Source organism: Rhodococcus sp. NPDC003318 (genome assembly GCF_042879035.1).
Lineage (GTDB): Bacteria > Actinomycetota > Actinomycetes > Mycobacteriales > Mycobacteriaceae > Rhodococcus_G.
Genome location: NZ_JBIAOU010000011.1, coordinates 26,068 through 40,906, shown reverse-complemented (window position 1 = coordinate 40,906; position 14,839 = coordinate 26,068). Strand labels below are relative to the sequence as shown.

The 14,839-nt window shown below is 71.8% G+C and carries 15 protein-coding genes; 11 read left to right on the top strand and 4 right to left on the bottom strand.

Annotation, left to right across the window (positions count from 1 at the left end):
- The first annotated feature begins 61 nt into the window (after positions 1-61).
- Positions 62-727: a DUF3043 domain-containing protein gene (locus ACFYVR_RS17795; RefSeq protein WP_387475442.1), complete on the top strand. Its 666-nt coding sequence runs from the start codon at positions 62-64 to the stop codon at positions 725-727.
- A 32-nt stretch (positions 728-759) separates the two neighbouring features.
- Here ACFYVR_RS17795 and ACFYVR_RS17790 read toward each other — a convergent pair whose 3' ends face one another.
- Entirely contained in the window at positions 760-984 is a 225-nt protein-coding gene (locus ACFYVR_RS17790) for a hypothetical protein (protein ID WP_387475440.1), read from the bottom strand.
- A gap of 84 nt (positions 985-1,068) precedes the next feature.
- Here ACFYVR_RS17790 and ACFYVR_RS17785 point away from each other — a divergent pair, with 84 nt between their 5' ends.
- From ACFYVR_RS17785 to ACFYVR_RS17765, 5 genes are all read left to right on the top strand, one after another.
- Positions 1,069-2,043, top strand: a complete 975-nt coding sequence (locus tag ACFYVR_RS17785) for a GlxA family transcriptional regulator (RefSeq protein WP_387475438.1) — start codon at positions 1,069-1,071, stop codon at positions 2,041-2,043.
- Positions 2,044-2,118: 75 nt separating this feature from the next.
- The gene (locus tag ACFYVR_RS17780; RefSeq protein WP_387475698.1) at positions 2,119-2,580 is read left to right on the top strand and encodes a bifunctional adenosylcobinamide kinase/adenosylcobinamide-phosphate guanylyltransferase; all 462 of its coding nucleotides are present in this window, start codon (positions 2,119-2,121) and stop codon (positions 2,578-2,580) included.
- 40 nt (positions 2,581-2,620) lie between these two features.
- Positions 2,621-3,757 (top strand): nicotinate-nucleotide--dimethylbenzimidazole phosphoribosyltransferase, encoded by a 1,137-nt coding sequence (gene cobT / locus ACFYVR_RS17775; RefSeq protein ID WP_387475436.1) that lies wholly within the window; start codon positions 2,621-2,623, stop codon positions 3,755-3,757.
- 4 nt (positions 3,758-3,761) lie between these two features.
- Complete coding sequence (locus ACFYVR_RS17770) at positions 3,762-4,523, top strand: adenosylcobinamide-GDP ribazoletransferase (protein WP_387475434.1); 762 nt, start codon at positions 3,762-3,764, stop codon at positions 4,521-4,523.
- A 104-nt stretch (positions 4,524-4,627) separates the two neighbouring features.
- Complete coding sequence (locus ACFYVR_RS17765; protein WP_387475432.1) at positions 4,628-5,530, top strand: haloalkane dehalogenase; 903 nt, start codon at positions 4,628-4,630, stop codon at positions 5,528-5,530.
- Positions 5,531-5,593: 63 nt separating this feature from the next.
- Here the strand turns inward: ACFYVR_RS17765 and ACFYVR_RS17760 are convergent, their stop codons facing one another.
- Positions 5,594-6,697 carry a branched-chain amino acid aminotransferase gene (locus ACFYVR_RS17760; RefSeq protein WP_387475430.1) on the bottom strand — a complete coding sequence of 368 codons (1,104 nt, stop codon included), beginning with the start codon at positions 6,695-6,697 and terminating at the stop codon, positions 5,594-5,596.
- Between the two features lie 68 nt (positions 6,698-6,765).
- Positions 6,766-7,860, bottom strand: coding sequence for a glycine cleavage system aminomethyltransferase GcvT (gene gcvT / locus ACFYVR_RS17755; protein ID WP_387475428.1), 1,095 nt, complete (start codon positions 7,858-7,860; stop codon positions 6,766-6,768).
- A 143-nt stretch (positions 7,861-8,003) separates the two neighbouring features.
- Between gcvT and ACFYVR_RS17750 the strand changes: the two genes are divergently transcribed.
- A complete protein-coding gene (locus ACFYVR_RS17750) occupies positions 8,004-9,515 on the top strand; it encodes a leucyl aminopeptidase (protein ID WP_387475426.1) in 1,512 nt (503 codons plus the stop codon).
- Positions 9,516-9,584: 69 nt separating this feature from the next.
- On the opposite strand, the gene ACFYVR_RS17745 is transcribed toward ACFYVR_RS17750, so the two are convergent.
- On the bottom strand, positions 9,585-9,923 hold the full coding sequence (locus ACFYVR_RS17745; RefSeq protein ID WP_387475424.1) for an oxidoreductase: 339 nt from the start codon (positions 9,921-9,923) through the stop codon (positions 9,585-9,587).
- Positions 9,924-10,204: 281 nt separating this feature from the next.
- On the opposite strand from ACFYVR_RS17745, the gene sucB reads away from it, so the two are divergent.
- The 4 genes from sucB to lipA all read left to right on the top strand — a co-directional run bounded on the left by sucB (position 10,205) and on the right by lipA (position 14,796).
- Positions 10,205-11,926, top strand: coding sequence for a 2-oxoglutarate dehydrogenase, E2 component, dihydrolipoamide succinyltransferase (gene sucB / locus ACFYVR_RS17740; RefSeq protein WP_387475422.1), 1,722 nt, complete (start codon positions 10,205-10,207; stop codon positions 11,924-11,926).
- 100 nt (positions 11,927-12,026) lie between these two features.
- Positions 12,027-12,917: a TIGR01777 family oxidoreductase gene (locus tag ACFYVR_RS17735; RefSeq protein ID WP_387475420.1), complete on the top strand. Its 891-nt coding sequence runs from the start codon at positions 12,027-12,029 to the stop codon at positions 12,915-12,917.
- A gap of 35 nt (positions 12,918-12,952) precedes the next feature.
- Positions 12,953-13,720, top strand: coding sequence for a lipoyl(octanoyl) transferase LipB (gene lipB / locus ACFYVR_RS17730; RefSeq protein WP_387475418.1), 768 nt, complete (start codon positions 12,953-12,955; stop codon positions 13,718-13,720).
- 44 nt (positions 13,721-13,764) lie between these two features.
- On the top strand, positions 13,765-14,796 hold the full coding sequence (gene lipA, locus ACFYVR_RS17725) for a lipoyl synthase (protein ID WP_387475696.1): 1,032 nt from the start codon (positions 13,765-13,767) through the stop codon (positions 14,794-14,796).
- The last annotated feature ends 43 nt before the right edge of the window (positions 14,797-14,839 follow it).

Genomic DNA, 14,839 nt, shown 5'->3' with positions numbered 1-14,839 from the left:
TGCACGAGCGCCGGGGAGAGTGGGGTCGTGGTGCGGCATCGGCAGCAAGTAGCCTGGTGGGGTGAAACTGCTGCGCCGCGGAAACCCCGACAATTCCGACAACGGAGACAACGGGGTCGACGAGTCGACGACCACCGAGCCGACCACCCCGGCGCCGTCCGCCGTCACCGAGGGCAAGGGCCGTCCCACCCCGAGCCGGCGCGAGGCCGAGGGCAGGCGTCGCGGCCCCGTCGCTCCCGCGCCGATGACGTCGAAGGAGGCGAGGGAGCGCCGCAAGCAGAACAGGGGCACCAAGGAGGAGCGGAAGGTCGCGTCGGCCGAGCGTCGCGCCGAGTCCGCGGACCGGCGCGCCCGGATGCTCGCCGGCGAGGACAAGTACCTGCTGCCCCGCGACAAGGGCCCGGTCCGCGCCTACGTCCGCGACCTCGTCGACTCGCGCAGGCACCTGGTCGGGATGTTCATGCCGCTCGCGGTGCTGCTGATCCTGGCGATGTTCCTCAATCCGGGGCTGCAGGCGATCGTCACCCTCGCCATGTTCGTGATGATGCTGTTCATGGTGATCGAGGGCGTCATCATGGGCCGCCGGATCAACAACAAGGTGCGCGAGCGGTTCCCGGACACCCTCGATGGCGGGTTCAAGCTCGGCTGGTACGCCTTCGTCCGCGCCTCCCAGATCCGGAAGATGCGTGCCCCGCAGCCGCGCGTCACGCCGGGCGACGCGGTCTGACCCGCACCGTGCGACGACACCCTCCGGGCGCCTCAGTGATGAGGCGCCCGGCCTCGTAGTACGGCCAGGTCGGCCGCGATGCGCGCGTCGTCACGGTCGGGGACGGAATCGGATCCGCGCGGCGGCTCGGGGCGAAAGGCGTTGATGCGACAGGGCTTCCATGCCGGCTCCGCGGCCCGCCGTGACCACTGCAGGAAACCGGCGAATCCGACGGCAAGTGCGCCGCCCACCAGGACGAGTACGAGGAATCCGGTCATGGCAGTAAGTCTGCGACCGAATATTTCCCGCCGACAGTGGCAGCAATGCCAGCCACCCTCGAGATCGCGCCATACACTGGGGGCATGCTGTCCCGCGTGGCCGCCCTCGTCGTCGACCGAGTCGCGATGTTCGAGTTCGGAACGGTCTGCGAGGTGTTCGGACTGGACCGGACCGACTCCGGCGTACCGGCCTTCGACTTCCGCGTGTGCGGCCCCCGCGCCGGGGTCCCGCTCACGACCAACATCCCCGGTGTGACCCTCACCCCCGACCACGGACTCGACGCCGTCGCCGGCGCCGACCTGGTGATCGTCCCCGCCTCCACGATCCGCGCCGAGTACCCCCACGAGGTGGTGCGCGCGGTCCGCGACGCCGCCGATGCCGGCGCGATCGTCCTGACCGTCTGCTCCGGCGCCTTCCTCGCCGGAGCGGCCGGGCTGCTCGACGGCCGTCGGTGCACGACGCACTGGATGCACGCGGCCGAGCTCGCCCGCACCCACCCGGCCACCACCGTCGACCCCGACGTCCTGTTCGTCGACGAGGGCACACTGATCACCAGCGCCGGCACCGCCGCGGGCATCGACGCCTGCCTGCACCTGATCCGCCGCGAACTCGGCACCGAGGTCGCCAACACGATCGCCCGCCGGATGGTCGTGGCACCGCAACGCGACGGCGGCCAGCGGCAGTTCATCGAGAACCCGGTCGTGGCGTGCTCGAACAACGGCATCGCCGACATCCTGTCCTGGCTCGGCGAGAACCTCGACGGCGCCCACACCGTCGACTCCCTGGCCGCGCGGGCCGCGATGTCGAGCCGCACGTTCGCGCGGCGCTTCGCCGCAGAGACGGGCACCACCCCGGTGAAGTGGCTGACCGCGCAACGGGTCCTGCTGGCGCAGCACCTGCTCGAGCAGACCGATCTCGGCCTCGAGGAGATCGCGCGGCGGTGCGGCTTCTCGTCGGGCGCACTGCTGCGTCACCACTTCCACCGCCGGCTCGGCGTCGCCCCCGCGGACTACCGCCGACGCTTCGGTGACGCCTCCACCCGCGTTGGTACGGTCTAGGGCGTGTCAACACCGCGCCGCACCCTCGTCCTCGGCGGGGCCCGGTCCGGCAAGTCCGGTCATGCGGAGGCGTTGATGCCGGACGGCGAGGTGCGCTACGTCGCCACCGCGCGCGTCGATCCCGCCGACACCGACTTCACCGCACGGATCGCCGAACACCGCGACCGGCGCCCGGCCCACTGGACGACGGTCGAGAGCGCCGTCGGCCCCACCCTCGCAGGGGTGCTGCGGGCGGGCGGACCCCCCACGCTCGTCGACGACCTCGGCACCTGGCTGACCGCCGAACTCGACGCCGCCGACGCCTGGAACCGTCCCCGCGGCACCATCGGCCCGCGCTGCGACGACCTGGTGGACGCGGTCGCAGGCTATCCGGGCACACTCGTACTGGTCAGCCCGGAGGTCGGGCTCGGGGTGATTCCCGAAACCCGGTCGGGACGGTTGTTCCGCGACGAGATCGGCAGCCTCAACGGCCGGCTGGCGCAGGTGTGCGATGACGTGGTCCTCGCCGTCGCGGGGCTGACCGTGCGACTGAAGTGACACCTCGCCAGATGACGAGAACCTACGTGAAAGGTCCAGTGTGACAACCGAATCGACCTCGACACCCGAACCCGCGAGGACCGCGGCCGCGTTCGACCCCGTGGTCGCGCCGTCGAGGACCGTCCGCGCCGAGGCCGACGCCCGGCAGGCGCAGCTGACCAAGCCCGCCGGATCACTGGGCCGGCTCGAGGACTTCGCCGGATGGGTTGCCGCCTGTCAGGGCCAGTGCCCGCCGCGGCAGTTCGAGCGGCCTCGGGTGGTCGTGTTCGCCGGCGACCACGGCATCGCGCAGCACGGGGTGTCCGCGTATCCGGCCGAGGTGACGGCGCAGATGGTGGCGAACTTCCTCGCCGGGGGCGCCGCGGTCAACGCACTGGCCGCGACCACCGGTGTCGGCGTCCGGGTCGTCGACATCTCCGTCGCGGTCGACACCGACCCGAGCGTGTCCCGGTTCAAGGTGCGGCGCTCGAGCGGGGCCGTCGACCGCGAGGACGCGCTGACGCCGGAGGAGGCGATCCGCGCGATCGAGGCCGGCGGGGCGATCGCCGACGAGGAGATCGACGCCGGCGCCGACCTGCTGATCGCCGGCGAGATGGGCATCGGCAACACCACCCCCGCGACCGTGCTGATCGCCTCACTGACCGACACCGAACCGGTCGCCGCGGTCGGGCGCGGCACCGGGATCGACGACGCCGGCTGGGCCCGCAAGACCGCGGCGGTCCGGGACGCGATGCGGCGGGTGCGGCCGAATGTTGCGGACCCGGTGGCGTTGCTGCGGATCGGCGGCGGCGCCGACCTCGCGGCGATGGCAGGCTTCCTCGCGCAGGCCGCGGTTCGCCGGACCCCGGTGATCGTCGACGGCGTCGTGGTGACCGCCGCGGCGATGGTCGCCGAGGAACTCGCACCCGGTGCGCGCGACTGGTGGATCGCCGGTCACCGGTCGACCGAGCCCGCGCACGTCCTGGCGCTGCGGCACCTGCAGCTCGATCCGATCCTGGATCTGGGCATGCGGCTCGGCGAGGGCTCCGGAGCGGTCGTCGCGTTGCCCGTGCTGCAGGGCGCGATCGCCACCCTGGCGAACATGGCGACCTTCGCCGACGCCGGGGTCAGCACCGCCGACGCCGCAGAACCTGCCGGCACCGCCGACGCTGCAGACCCCGCCGACGCGACGGACTGACGGGGTGCTCGTCGGGGTGCGGCTGGCGCTGTCCTGGTTGACGGTGCTCCCGATCCCGTACCGGGACGACGCGTCCCCGATCGACCGCACCGCGGGGCGCCGTGCGCTCACCGCGACCCCCGTCGTCGGTGCCGCGCTGGGTGTCCTCGCGGCCGGTGCCGCGTGGCTGCTGACCGCGGCGTCCCTTCCACAGGCACTCGCGGGGCTGGTGTCCGTCGCCGTCCTCGCGCTGGCCACCCGCGGCATGCACGTCGACGGACTGGCCGACACCGTCGACGGGCTCGGCTGCTACGGACCGCCGGAGCGCGCCCTCGAGGTCATGCGCAGCGGTGGCGTCGGCCCGTTCGGCGCGGCGGCCCTGCTGATCTGCCTTGGCGCCCAGGCACTCTCGTTCGGGGAGCTGGCCGCGTCGGGTCGGTGGGCGGCCGTGGTCCTCACCGTGACCACGGGTCGCGTCGCGGCGGTGCTCGCGTGCCGGTCCGCCCTGTCCCCCGCGACACCGACGGGCTTCGGCGCCCTCGTCGTCGGCACCCAGTCCCGCCGGGTGTGTGCGGCGTGGTTCGTGGTGCTCGTCGCGTGCGCAGCCGCCGCGGTACCCGACCGCTGGTGGCAGGGGCCGCTCGTCGTGGCCGTCGTCCTGGCGGCGATGGTCGGTCTGACCCGGCACTGCGCGAATCGCTTCGGCGGCGTCACCGGCGACGTCCTCGGCGCGGCGATCGAGCTGACCGTCGCCGCGACCGCGATCGGGTTCCTGCTCGGCGGGTGAGTCGTCGCCGGTTGCGTTCACGGCGAGTGCAACCCTGGTCGGTCCAGTGACCGCGGGTGAGGCTGGACGTCACCGTCCACCGCTCGATCGATCGAGGAGCATCCGTGTCCCAGTCCCCCGCCGCCACCCGCGCCCACGAGGCGTTCGGGCCGTCCGCCGTCGCCAAGGACGTCGCCGTGCTCGACTCCTCGATCCACTACGTCGAGTCCGGCGAGGGCGACCCCGTCGTGTTCCTGCACGGCAGCCCGACGAGTTCGTTCCTGTGGCGGCACGTGATCCGCCACCTGGACGGCGCCGGCCGCCTGCTGGCGCCGGACCTGATCGGTCTCGGTGGCTCCGGCAAGCCCGACATCGAGTACTCCCTCGCCGACCACGACGCCTACCTCGCGGCGTGGTTCGACGCCCTCGAGCTCACCGACGTCACCCTCGTCGTGCAGGACTACGGCGCCGCGTTCGGGGTCACCTGGGCCCGGAGGAACCCGGACCGGGTCAAGGCGCTGGTCCTGTTCGAGCCGGTGCTGCGCGACATCGACTCCGCTGCGCTGCCCGCGGGCTTCCTCGACTTCCAGACAACCGTCCGCACCCCCGGTGCGGGCGAGAAGTACGTCCTCGAGGACAACCGCTTCCTGACCGAGCTGCTGCCGGGGACGTTCCTGACACCGCCGACCGAGGCGGACCTGCAGCAGTACCTGGTGCCGTTCCCGACGGCGGAGTCACGCAGGCCCCTGCTGTATTTCCCGCGGAACCTGCCGATCGACGGGGTGCCCGCGTCGAGCGTGGAGTACCTGGAGGCCAACGTGCCGTGGCTGCGCGAGAGCGACATCCCGAAGCTGCTGCTCACCTTCGAGCCCGGGTTCCTGCTCACCCCGTCGATCCTCGACTGGGCGCGGTCGACGATCCGCAACCTCGAGATCCGCTCCGCCGGTGCGGGTGTCCATTTCGTCCAGGAGGACCAGCCGCAGGCGATCGCCGACGCGGTCCGCGGCGTACTGGACACCCTGGACTGACAACGCACGAGGGGCCCGGGCGGAAACGACTCCGCCCGGGCCCCTCGTGAGTCGGGTATCGAATCAGACCAGTGTGGACATCCAGCCGTGGGTGTCGGCGAAGGTGCCGCGCTGGATGCCGGTGAGGGTGTCGCGCAGCGCCATCGTGACCTCGCCGGACTCACCGCCGCTGATGCTGAACTCGCCCGCCGCGGACTTGACGCTGCCGACGGGGGTGATGACCGCGGCCGTGCCGCACGCGAACACTTCGGTGATCTCGCCGGACGCCGCCTTCTCGCGCCACTCGTCGGTGCTGATCCTCCGCTCCTCCACCGCGAAACCCGCGTCGGCGGCGAGGGTGAGCAGCGAATTGCGGGTGATACCGGGCAGCAGCGAGCCGGACAGTTCGGGGGTGACGATGCGGGCGTCGGGTCCGGAGCCGAAGACGAAGAACAGGTTCATCCCGCCCATCTCCTCGACGTACCGGCGTTCGGTGGCGTCGAGCCAGACGACCTGGTCGCAGCCCTCGTCCGCCGCCTGCGCCTGCGCGACCAGGGAGGCCGCGTAGTTGCCGGCGAACTTGGCGGCACCGGTGCCGCCCGGCGCCGCGCGGACGTACTCCGTCGACAGCCACACACTCACCGGCTTGACGCCGTTCGGGAAGTAGGCGCCCGCCGGCGACGCGATCAGCAGGTACTTGTAGGTCTTCGCGGGCCGTACCCCGAGGCCGATCTCGGTGGAGATCATGAACGGCCGCAGGTACAGCGCGTCCTCGCCGCCCGCTGCGGGCACCCACTCGCCGTCGACGGCCAGCAGCTCGGTGATCGACCGGTGGAACAACTCGTCCGGCAGCTCCGGCATCGCGAGCCGGCGCGCGGAGGACCGCAGCCGCTCCGCGTTCGCGGAGACCCGGAACGACGCGATCGATCCGTCCTGCTGGCGGTAGGCCTTGAGACCCTCGAAGATCGCCTGCCCGTAGTGCAGCACCATCGTCGCCGGATCCATCTGCAGCGGCGCGTACGGCCCGACCGTGGCATCGTGCCAGCCGCGCCCCTCGGTGTAGTCGATGGTCACCATGTGATCGGTGAAGTGCTTCCCGAATCCGGGGGCGGCCAGTACTCGCGCGCGCTCCTGCTCCGAGGCGGGTGCAGGATGGGGAACGCGCGTGAATTCGAGGACACCAGTCATGATCGGATCCTATCGAACGCCGCGTGCACGACCTTGCGCGAGTACGGATCTTCGTGCCACTGCCGCGGTCAGCGGGTGTGGAGCGGCACGAACGGCGGCGCGACCACCTCGCACCGCAGGGCCCGGCCGCGCACGTCGACCGTGACCGCGTCACCGACGCCCAGGCCGGCGGCGGAGTCCACCAGCGCCAGGGCGATGCCCGCCTTCAGGGTCGGGGAGAACGTGCCCGAGGTGGTCTCGCCGACCGCCGCGCCGTCCCGCAGGACCGTCTGCCCCTGCCGCAGGACGCCGCGGTCCACGGCGCGTAGACCCCACATGGTGCGCGCGGGGCCGGCCTCCTTCTGCGCCATCAGCGCTGCCCGCCCCCAGAATTCCGGCTTACGCCAGCCGATGGCCCATCCGCACCGCGCCTCGAGCGGGGAGATGTCGGTGGACAGTTCGTGACCGTGCAGCGGGTACCCCGCCTCGGTGCGCAGGGTGTCGCGGGCGCCCAGTCCGGCCACCTCGCCACCGGCCTCCTTCACGGCCGCGACCAGCGCCCGGAACACCGCCTCGCTGCCGTCCCAGGAGGGCAGCAGTTCGTAGCCGTGCTCGCCGGTGTATCCCGTCCGGCACACCCGGACCGGCGCGCCGCCGAAGTGCGCATCCGCGAACGCCATGTAGTCCATGTCCGCCGGAAGACCGAGTGCGGCAAGGATTTCCGCAGACCGCGGACCCTGCACGGCGAGCACGCCGAAGTCGCGGTGCTGGTCGGTGACGACGACGCCCTCCGGGGCCGCGGCGGCCAGTGCGGCGACCACCGCGGCGGTGTTGGCGGCGTTCGGCACGAGGAACACCTCGTCGTCGGAGACGAAGTAGGCGATCAGGTCGTCGGTCACGCCACCGGACTCGGTGGCGCACAGGGTGTACTGCGCACGGCCCGGACCGATCCGTCCGAGATCGTTTGTCAGGCAGGCGTTCACGAATGCCGCCGCGCCGGGGCCGGTCACCGACGCCTTACCGAGGTGGCTGACGTCGAACACGCCGACACTCTCCCGGACCGCGGTGTGCTCGGCGACCGTTCCGGCGTACGACACCGGCATCTGCCAGCCACCGAACGGCGCGAACGTGGCGCCGAGTTCGGTGTGCACCGCGTGGAGGGGGCCCTGCCGGAGTTCGCTCATGGGACACCACGCTAGCCGACCCGCCCGCGTGGGCCCCGGCCGTCCGGCCGGTGGACCTCGCTGCGCACACGCCCCGCCGCCGCCCTCGACCCGAACTACAGTTGCGTGCAACAGATCACCGTCACTTCAGGAGGAGTACACCTGTGAGCCCTGCCAAGTCCGATTCCCCGCTCGGTCCCGAGCTCGTTCTCGCGGGATCGGTCGCCAAGCGCGTCGACGTCCTCGTCATCGGCCTGACCACCGGCCCCGACGGACCCGAGGCGTCGGTCGGCGACGCGCTCGACGACGCGACCGCCGAGGCCGTGCTCGCCGGACTCGTCGCGGTCGGCGCGAGCGGCAAGGCCGAGGAGGTCACCCGCATCCCGGCACCGTCCGGACTGCCGGTGACGAGCATCGTCGCGGTCGGACTCGGTGCCCCGGACGCGGTGGACGCCGAGCAGGTCCGCGCGTCCGCCGGCGCCGCGGCCCGCGCACTGACCGGCACCGCCGTCGCCGCGACCACTCTGTCCGCCCTCGACCTGGGCGCCGCCGCGGAGGGCTTCTTCCTCGGCGCGTACACGTTCACCGAGTTCAAGTCGAAGTCCGCGCCGGGTGAGAAGAGCCAGCCCCTCGGTCGCGTCGAACTGCTGGTCGCGGCGCCCCGCACCGCTGCGGCCAAGAACGAGCTGGCCCGTTCGGCGGCGATCGCCGAAGCCGTCGCGGTGGCCCGCGAATTCGTCAACACCCCGCCGAGCCACCTCTATCCCGAGGAGTTCGCGGCCCGCGCCAAGGCGCTCGGCACGGCGGCCGGCCTGAAGGTGGAGATCCTCGACGAGAAGGCACTCGAGAAGGGCGGATTCGGCGGCATCGTCGGGGTCGGCAAGGGCTCGTCGCGCGGCCCCCGACTGGTGCGGCTCACCCACGCGGGTGGCCGCGGCGCGAAGAAGGTCGCGCTCGTCGGCAAGGGCATCACCTTCGACACCGGTGGCATCTCGATCAAGCCCGCCGCCGGGATGGAGAACATGACCTCCGACATGGGCGGCGCCGCCGCCGTCATCGCCACCGCGGTGCTCGCGGCGAAGCTCGGGCTGAAGGTCGGCGTCGACGCGTACGCGCCGATGGCCGAGAACATGCCGTCCGCGACGGCGCAGCGTCCCGGCGACGTGCTGACCCAGTACGGCGGCACCACCGTCGAGGTCGTCAACACCGACGCCGAGGGTCGTCTCGTCCTCGCGGACGCGATCGTCAAGGCCTGCGAACAGAAACCGGACTACCTGATCGACACCGCGACGCTGACCGGCGCACAGCTGGTGGCGCTCGGTACCCGCACGCCCGGCGTGATGGGCACCGACGAGTTCCGCGACCGCGTGGCCCGGATCTCGCAGGAGATCGGCGAGAACGCGTGGGCGATGCCGCTGCCGAAGGAACTGCGCGCAGACCTGAACTCGAAGGTCGCCGACCTGACGAACGTCACCAACCACCGGTGGGGCGGCATGCTCGCCGCCGCGGTGTACCTGAAGGAGTTCGTCGCCGACGGCGTCGAGTGGGCGCACATCGACGTCGCCGGCCCGGCCTACAACACCGGCGGCCCGTTCGGCTACACCCCGAAGGGCGGAACCGGGGTCCCGGTCCGCACCATGATCTCGGTCCTCGAGGACATCGCCGCCAACGGATAGGCGCTGTGTGCTGGTGCGCGCTTCGCGGGTCCCCCGACCCGTGAGGCGCGCACCAGCCTGCGCTGTCGCTCAGGCCTCGCGGGCCCGCTTGCGCAGGATCCGCTGCCGCGCGTCGTGGTCGCGCATGCGCTGCGGATAGCCGGTCTTGCGCACGTCGTACACCGGGATGCGCAGGTCCTCACCGAGTTTGCGTGCGCCGCGTTCGCCGCCGACCGCGCGACGCGTCCACTCGCCGTCGGCGGCGACGAGCACCACCGTCACCGGGGTGACAGTGGTCCTTGGCTCGACGAAGGCCTCGACACCGACGTGACTGCGCGCCCAGTCCGCGAGGTACCGGGCATCGGCGCCGCTCGTGCGTCCGCCACGTTGACGCGCCGAGCCCCTGGAGAACCACCCGCGCAGCCCCATCGCCCTCGCCTCCTCAACCCGTTCCACACCGCATTCGAGACCCGAGAACTGGCAGTGTGCCAGGAAATGCTGAGAGGTTGGTGAGTGGCCGCGACCGGCCCCTCGGCGGACAGCCCGAAGTGATCAATGGAAGGATGAGCAGGCACCGCCGCGAGGCCACCGGCTCGAGGGTTCGTTCCCAACCGCATCCGACCCCGCGACAGCACTGTATTGCAGAATGAATCGACCACAAGTCGACCAACTCAACAACCCGAATCACAACTGTCGAGGAGTCAACAGAAATGGCCTTCTCCGTCCAGATGCCGGCTCTTGGTGAAAGCGTCACCGAGGGAACCGTCACTAGGTGGCTCAAGCAGGAGGGAGACACGGTAGAAGTCGACGAGCCCCTGCTCGAGGTCTCCACAGACAAGGTCGACACCGAGATCCCCTCTCCGGCCGCCGGCGTTCTCACCAAGATCGTCGCCCAGGAGGACGAGACGGTCGAGATCGGCGGAGAGCTCGGCATCATCGGCGGTGCCGACGAGGCTCCCGCACCCGCACCCGCCGCTCCGGCCGCCCCGGCCGCCGAGCCCGCCGCCCCCGCCCCCGCACCTGCGGCCCAGGCCCCCGCCGCTCCGGCTCCCGCCGCCCCGGCCGCACCGGCGTCCGGCACCCCGGTCACGATGCCCGAACTGGGCGAGTCCGTCACCGAGGGCACCGTCACCCGCTGGCTCAAGGCCGTCGGTGACGCGGTCGCAGTCGACGAACCGCTCCTCGAGGTGTCCACCGACAAGGTCGACACCGAGATCCCGTCCCCCGTCGCCGGCACGTTGCTCGAGATCAACGCGCAGGAGGACGACACCATCGCCGTCGGCGCGCAGCTCGCCGTCATCGGTTCCGGCGCCCCCGCACCCGCGCCGGCCGCGCCGCCCGCTCCCCCGGCGCCTCCGGCCCCGGCGGCAGCTCCGGCACCGGCCCCCGCACCCGCTCCGGCACCGGCCCCCGCGCCGACACCCGCTCCGGCATCGGCCCCCGCCCCCGCGGCAGCTGCGCCCGCACCTGCCGCACCGAGCACCGACGGCACTCCGTACGTGACCCCGTTGGTCCGCAAGCTCGCCACCGAGAACGGTGTCGACCTCGCGTCCGTCACCGGCACCGGTGTCGGTGGCCGCATCCGCAAGCAGGACGTGCTCGCCGCCGCCGAGGCCAAGAAGGCCCCCGCCGCAGCCGCCCCGGCCGCCCCGGCTGCCGCCGCACCCGCGGCGAAGGCTCCGGCCGGTGTCCGTCCCGAGCTCGCACACCTGCGCGGGACCACCCAGAAGGTCAACCGGATCCGCCAGATCACGGCGACGAAGACCCGGGAGTCGCTGCAGACCACCGCGCAGCTGACCCAGACCTTCGAGGTCGACGTCACCAAGGTCGCGGCGCTGCGTTCGCAGGCCAAGACCGGCTTCGCCGAGCGCGAGGGCGTCAACCTCACGTTCCTGCCGTTCTTCGCCAAGGCCGTGGTCGAGGCGCTCGGGGCGCACCCGAACGTCAACGCCAGCTACAACGAGGACGCCAAGGAGATCACCTACCACGCGGCCGTGCACCTCGGCATCGCCGTGGACACCGAGCAGGGCCTGCTCTCGCCGGTGATCCACAACGCCGGTGACCTCTCGCTCGCCGGTCTGGCCCGGGCCATCGCGGACATCGCCAAGCGCGCCCGCTCCGGTGGCCTCAAGCCGGACGAGCTGGCCGGTGGCACGTTCACGATCACCAACATCGGCAGCCAGGGTGCCCTGTTCGACACCCCGATCCTGGTGCCGCCGCAGGCCGCCATGCTCGGCACCGGTGCGATCGTCAAGCGCCCGACCGTGGTGACCGACGACAACGGCAACGAGTCCATCGGCGTCCGGTCGATGTGCTACCTGCCGCTCACCTACGACCACCGCCTGGTCGACGGCGCCGACGCCGGTCGGTTCCTGACCACGATCAAGCAGCGACTCGAGGAAGCGGCATTCGAGGCCGATCTCGGGCTGTAGCCCACCCAGAGCCGCTGAGAGTCGGGGGCACCATCGCATTCGGTGGTGCCCCCGCTCCGTGTGGCAAGCAGAGCGGCCGTCGACACCAGGAGGCGAACCAATGAAGGTGACGGTCGCGGGATCGTCCGGACTGATCGGGACCGCCCTGGTGGCCTCGCTGCGCGGGAAGGGACACGAGGTACGCAGGCTGGTTCGCAGGCAGGTCGCCGGACGCGACGAGTTCCGCTGGTCCCCCCAGGAGGGCGTGCTCGACTCCCGGGCACTCGAGGGCGTCGACGCCGTGGTGAACCTGTGCGGGGCGGGCATCGGCGACTCCCGCTGGTCCGGCGCGTTCAAACAGTTGCTGCGCGACAGCCGCATCGGGCCGACCGACGTCCTCGCCCGCGCGGTCGCCGAGCACTCGGTACCGGTCCTGGTCAACGCCAGCGCCGTCGGCTTCTACGGCGACACCGGCGACCGCGCCGTCGACGAATCCGCTTCCGCCGGAACGGGTTTCCTCGCGGATCTGTGTCGGGAGTGGGAGCACGCCGCCGCCCCCGCCCGCACCGCGTCCACCCGGGTGGTGCTGCTGCGCAGCGGCAACGTCCTGGCGCCGCGCGGTGGTCTGCTCGGCCGTCTGCGGCCCCTGTTCGCGCTCGGCCTCGGTGGCAGACTGGGCAGCGGCAGGCAGTACATGTCGTGGATCTCCCTCGAGGACGAACTGCGCGCCATCACGTTCGCGCTGACATCGCAGACGCTCGACGGTCCCGTCAACGCGACCGGACCGTCACCGGTGACGAACGCCGCGTTCACCACCGCCCTCGGCGAGGCACTCCACCGACCGACGCCGTGGATCGTTCCCGGCTTCGCGCTGCGCACCCTGATCGGTGAATTCGCCGAGGACGCCGTCCTGCACGGACAGCGGGTCCTGCCGGTGGCACTCGAAACCGCCGGATTCACCTTCCGGCACAGCACGATCGGCGCCGCCCTGGCCGCGGCCACGGCCGACTGACACCGCCCGAGGTCGGCGGGCGTAACGTGTGCGGAATGAGCAGCACCACCGCCTCCGCCCGCTTCGGTTCCGAGCCGCTCGACGTCCGCGAGATCGGACTCGTCGACTACACGGAGGCGTGGGAGCTGCAGCGTGCGCTCGCCGCGGACCGTGCCGAGAACCGCGGACGCGACACCCTGCTGCTGCTCGAACATCCGTCGGTGTACACGGCGGGCCGGCGCACCCAACCGGAGGACCGCCCCACCGACGGCACCCCGGTGATCGACGTCGACCGCGGCGGCAAGATCACCTGGCACGGGCCCGGTCAACTGGTCGGCTACCCCGTCGTCAAACTCGCCGAGCCGGTCGACGTGGTGAACTACGTGCGCCGCATCGAGGAGGCGTTGATCGCGGTGTGCACGGACCTCGGGCTCGACTGCGGTCGCGTCGACGGCCGCTCCGGGGTGTGGCTGCCCGCCGGCCTTCGCGGCGGCGTGTGGCTGCCGGAGCGCAAGGTCGCCGCGATCGGTGTGCGGGTCCAGCGTGGCGTGGCGCTGCACGGATTCGCGCTCAACTGCGATGCGCTGCTCGACCGATTCGACGACATCGTCCCGTGCGGCATCACCGACGCCGGCGTCGCGTCGCTGTCGGGTGAGCTGGGTCGAACGGTCACCGTCGCCGATGTCATCCCCGCGGTCGCCTCCGCCGTCACCGACGCGCTCGAGGGCACACTGCCGGTCGCCGACCACGACATCGAGCGGGTCACGTTCGAGACCGCGACGGCGACGGCGCAGCCGGCGTTCACCACGCACAGGTTCGGCTGAGCGCTGCCCGATTCCGGCCCGGGCGTAGCATCGCACCCGTGACTGTGGCATCCGAGAACTCACCCGCAGCCGCCCCACAAGGGCGCAAACTGCTCCGCATCGAGGTCCGCAACGCCGAGACCCCGATCGAGCGCAAACCGAACTGGATCAAGACCCGCGCGAAGATGGGCCCGGAGTACTCCGAGCTCAAGACGCTGGTCAAGTCCGAGGGCCTGCACACGGTGTGCGAGGAGGCCGGCTGTCCCAACATCTACGAATGCTGGGAGGACCGCGAGGCCACCTTCCTCATCGGCGGCGACCAGTGCACCCGCCGCTGCGACTTCTGCCAGATCGACACCGGCAAACCCGCCGACCTCGACCGCGACGAACCGCGCCGCGTCGCCGAGTCCGTCCGCTCGATGGGCCTGCGCTACTCCACCATCACCGGAGTCGCCCGCGACGACCTGCCCGACGAGGGCGCCTGGCTCTACGCCGAGACCGTCCGCCAGATCCACGCACTGAACCCCACCACCGGCGTCGAGAACCTCATCCCCGACTTCCACGCCAAGCCCGACCTGCTCGCCGAGGTGTTCGACGCCCGCCCCGAGGTCCTCGCGCACAACCTCGAGACGGTGCCGCGGATCTTCAAGCGGATCCGACCCGCGTTCCGCTACGAGCGCTCCCTCGAGGTGATCACCGCCGCCCGCGACTTCGGGCTCGTCACCAAGTCCAACCTGATCCTCGGCATGGGCGAAACCCCCGACGAGGTGCGCGAGGCGATGGTCGACCTGCACAGCGCCGGCTGCGACATCATCACCATCACCCAGTACCTGCGCCCGTCGCCGCGGCACCATCCGGTCGAGCGGTGGGTCAAGCCCGAGGAGTTCGTCGAGCACTCCGAGTTCGCCACCGAACTCGGCTTCGCCGGTGTCATGGCCGGGCCGCTGGTCCGTTCCTCCTACCGCGCCGGACGCCTCTACGCGCAGGCCATGGCGCATCACGGCCGCCCGCTCCCCGCCGGCCAGGCACACCTCGCCGAGGAGGGGACCGCCTCGCAGGAGGCCGGTTCGCTGCTCGCGCGCCTCGCCCGAGCCTGAGGGCCGCACGCCGTCACCCGTCGCCCCGACCGGACGCCGCTGG

Excerpts from the sequence above, each read along its gene's own strand:
- ACFYVR_RS17790 (WP_387475440.1), bottom strand. The coding sequence starts at position 984 with ATGACCGGATTCCTCGTACTCGTCCTGGTGGGCGGCGCACTTGCCGTC.
- ACFYVR_RS17785 (WP_387475438.1), top strand. The coding sequence starts at position 1,069 with ATGCTGTCCCGCGTGGCCGCCCTCGTCGTCGACCGAGTCGCGATGTTC.
- ACFYVR_RS17780 (WP_387475698.1), top strand. The coding sequence starts at position 2,119 with ATGCCGGACGGCGAGGTGCGCTACGTCGCCACCGCGCGCGTCGATCCC.
- ACFYVR_RS17760 (WP_387475430.1), bottom strand. The coding sequence starts at position 6,697 with ATGACTGGTGTCCTCGAATTCACGCGCGTTCCCCATCCTGCACCCGCC.
- gcvT (WP_387475428.1), bottom strand. The coding sequence starts at position 7,860 with ATGAGCGAACTCCGGCAGGGCCCCCTCCACGCGGTGCACACCGAACTC.
- ACFYVR_RS17745 (WP_387475424.1), bottom strand. The coding sequence starts at position 9,923 with ATGGGGCTGCGCGGGTGGTTCTCCAGGGGCTCGGCGCGTCAACGTGGC.
- sucB (WP_387475422.1), top strand. The coding sequence starts at position 10,205 with ATGGCCTTCTCCGTCCAGATGCCGGCTCTTGGTGAAAGCGTCACCGAG.
- ACFYVR_RS17735 (WP_387475420.1), top strand. The coding sequence starts at position 12,027 with ATGAAGGTGACGGTCGCGGGATCGTCCGGACTGATCGGGACCGCCCTG.
- lipB (WP_387475418.1), top strand. The coding sequence starts at position 12,953 with ATGAGCAGCACCACCGCCTCCGCCCGCTTCGGTTCCGAGCCGCTCGAC.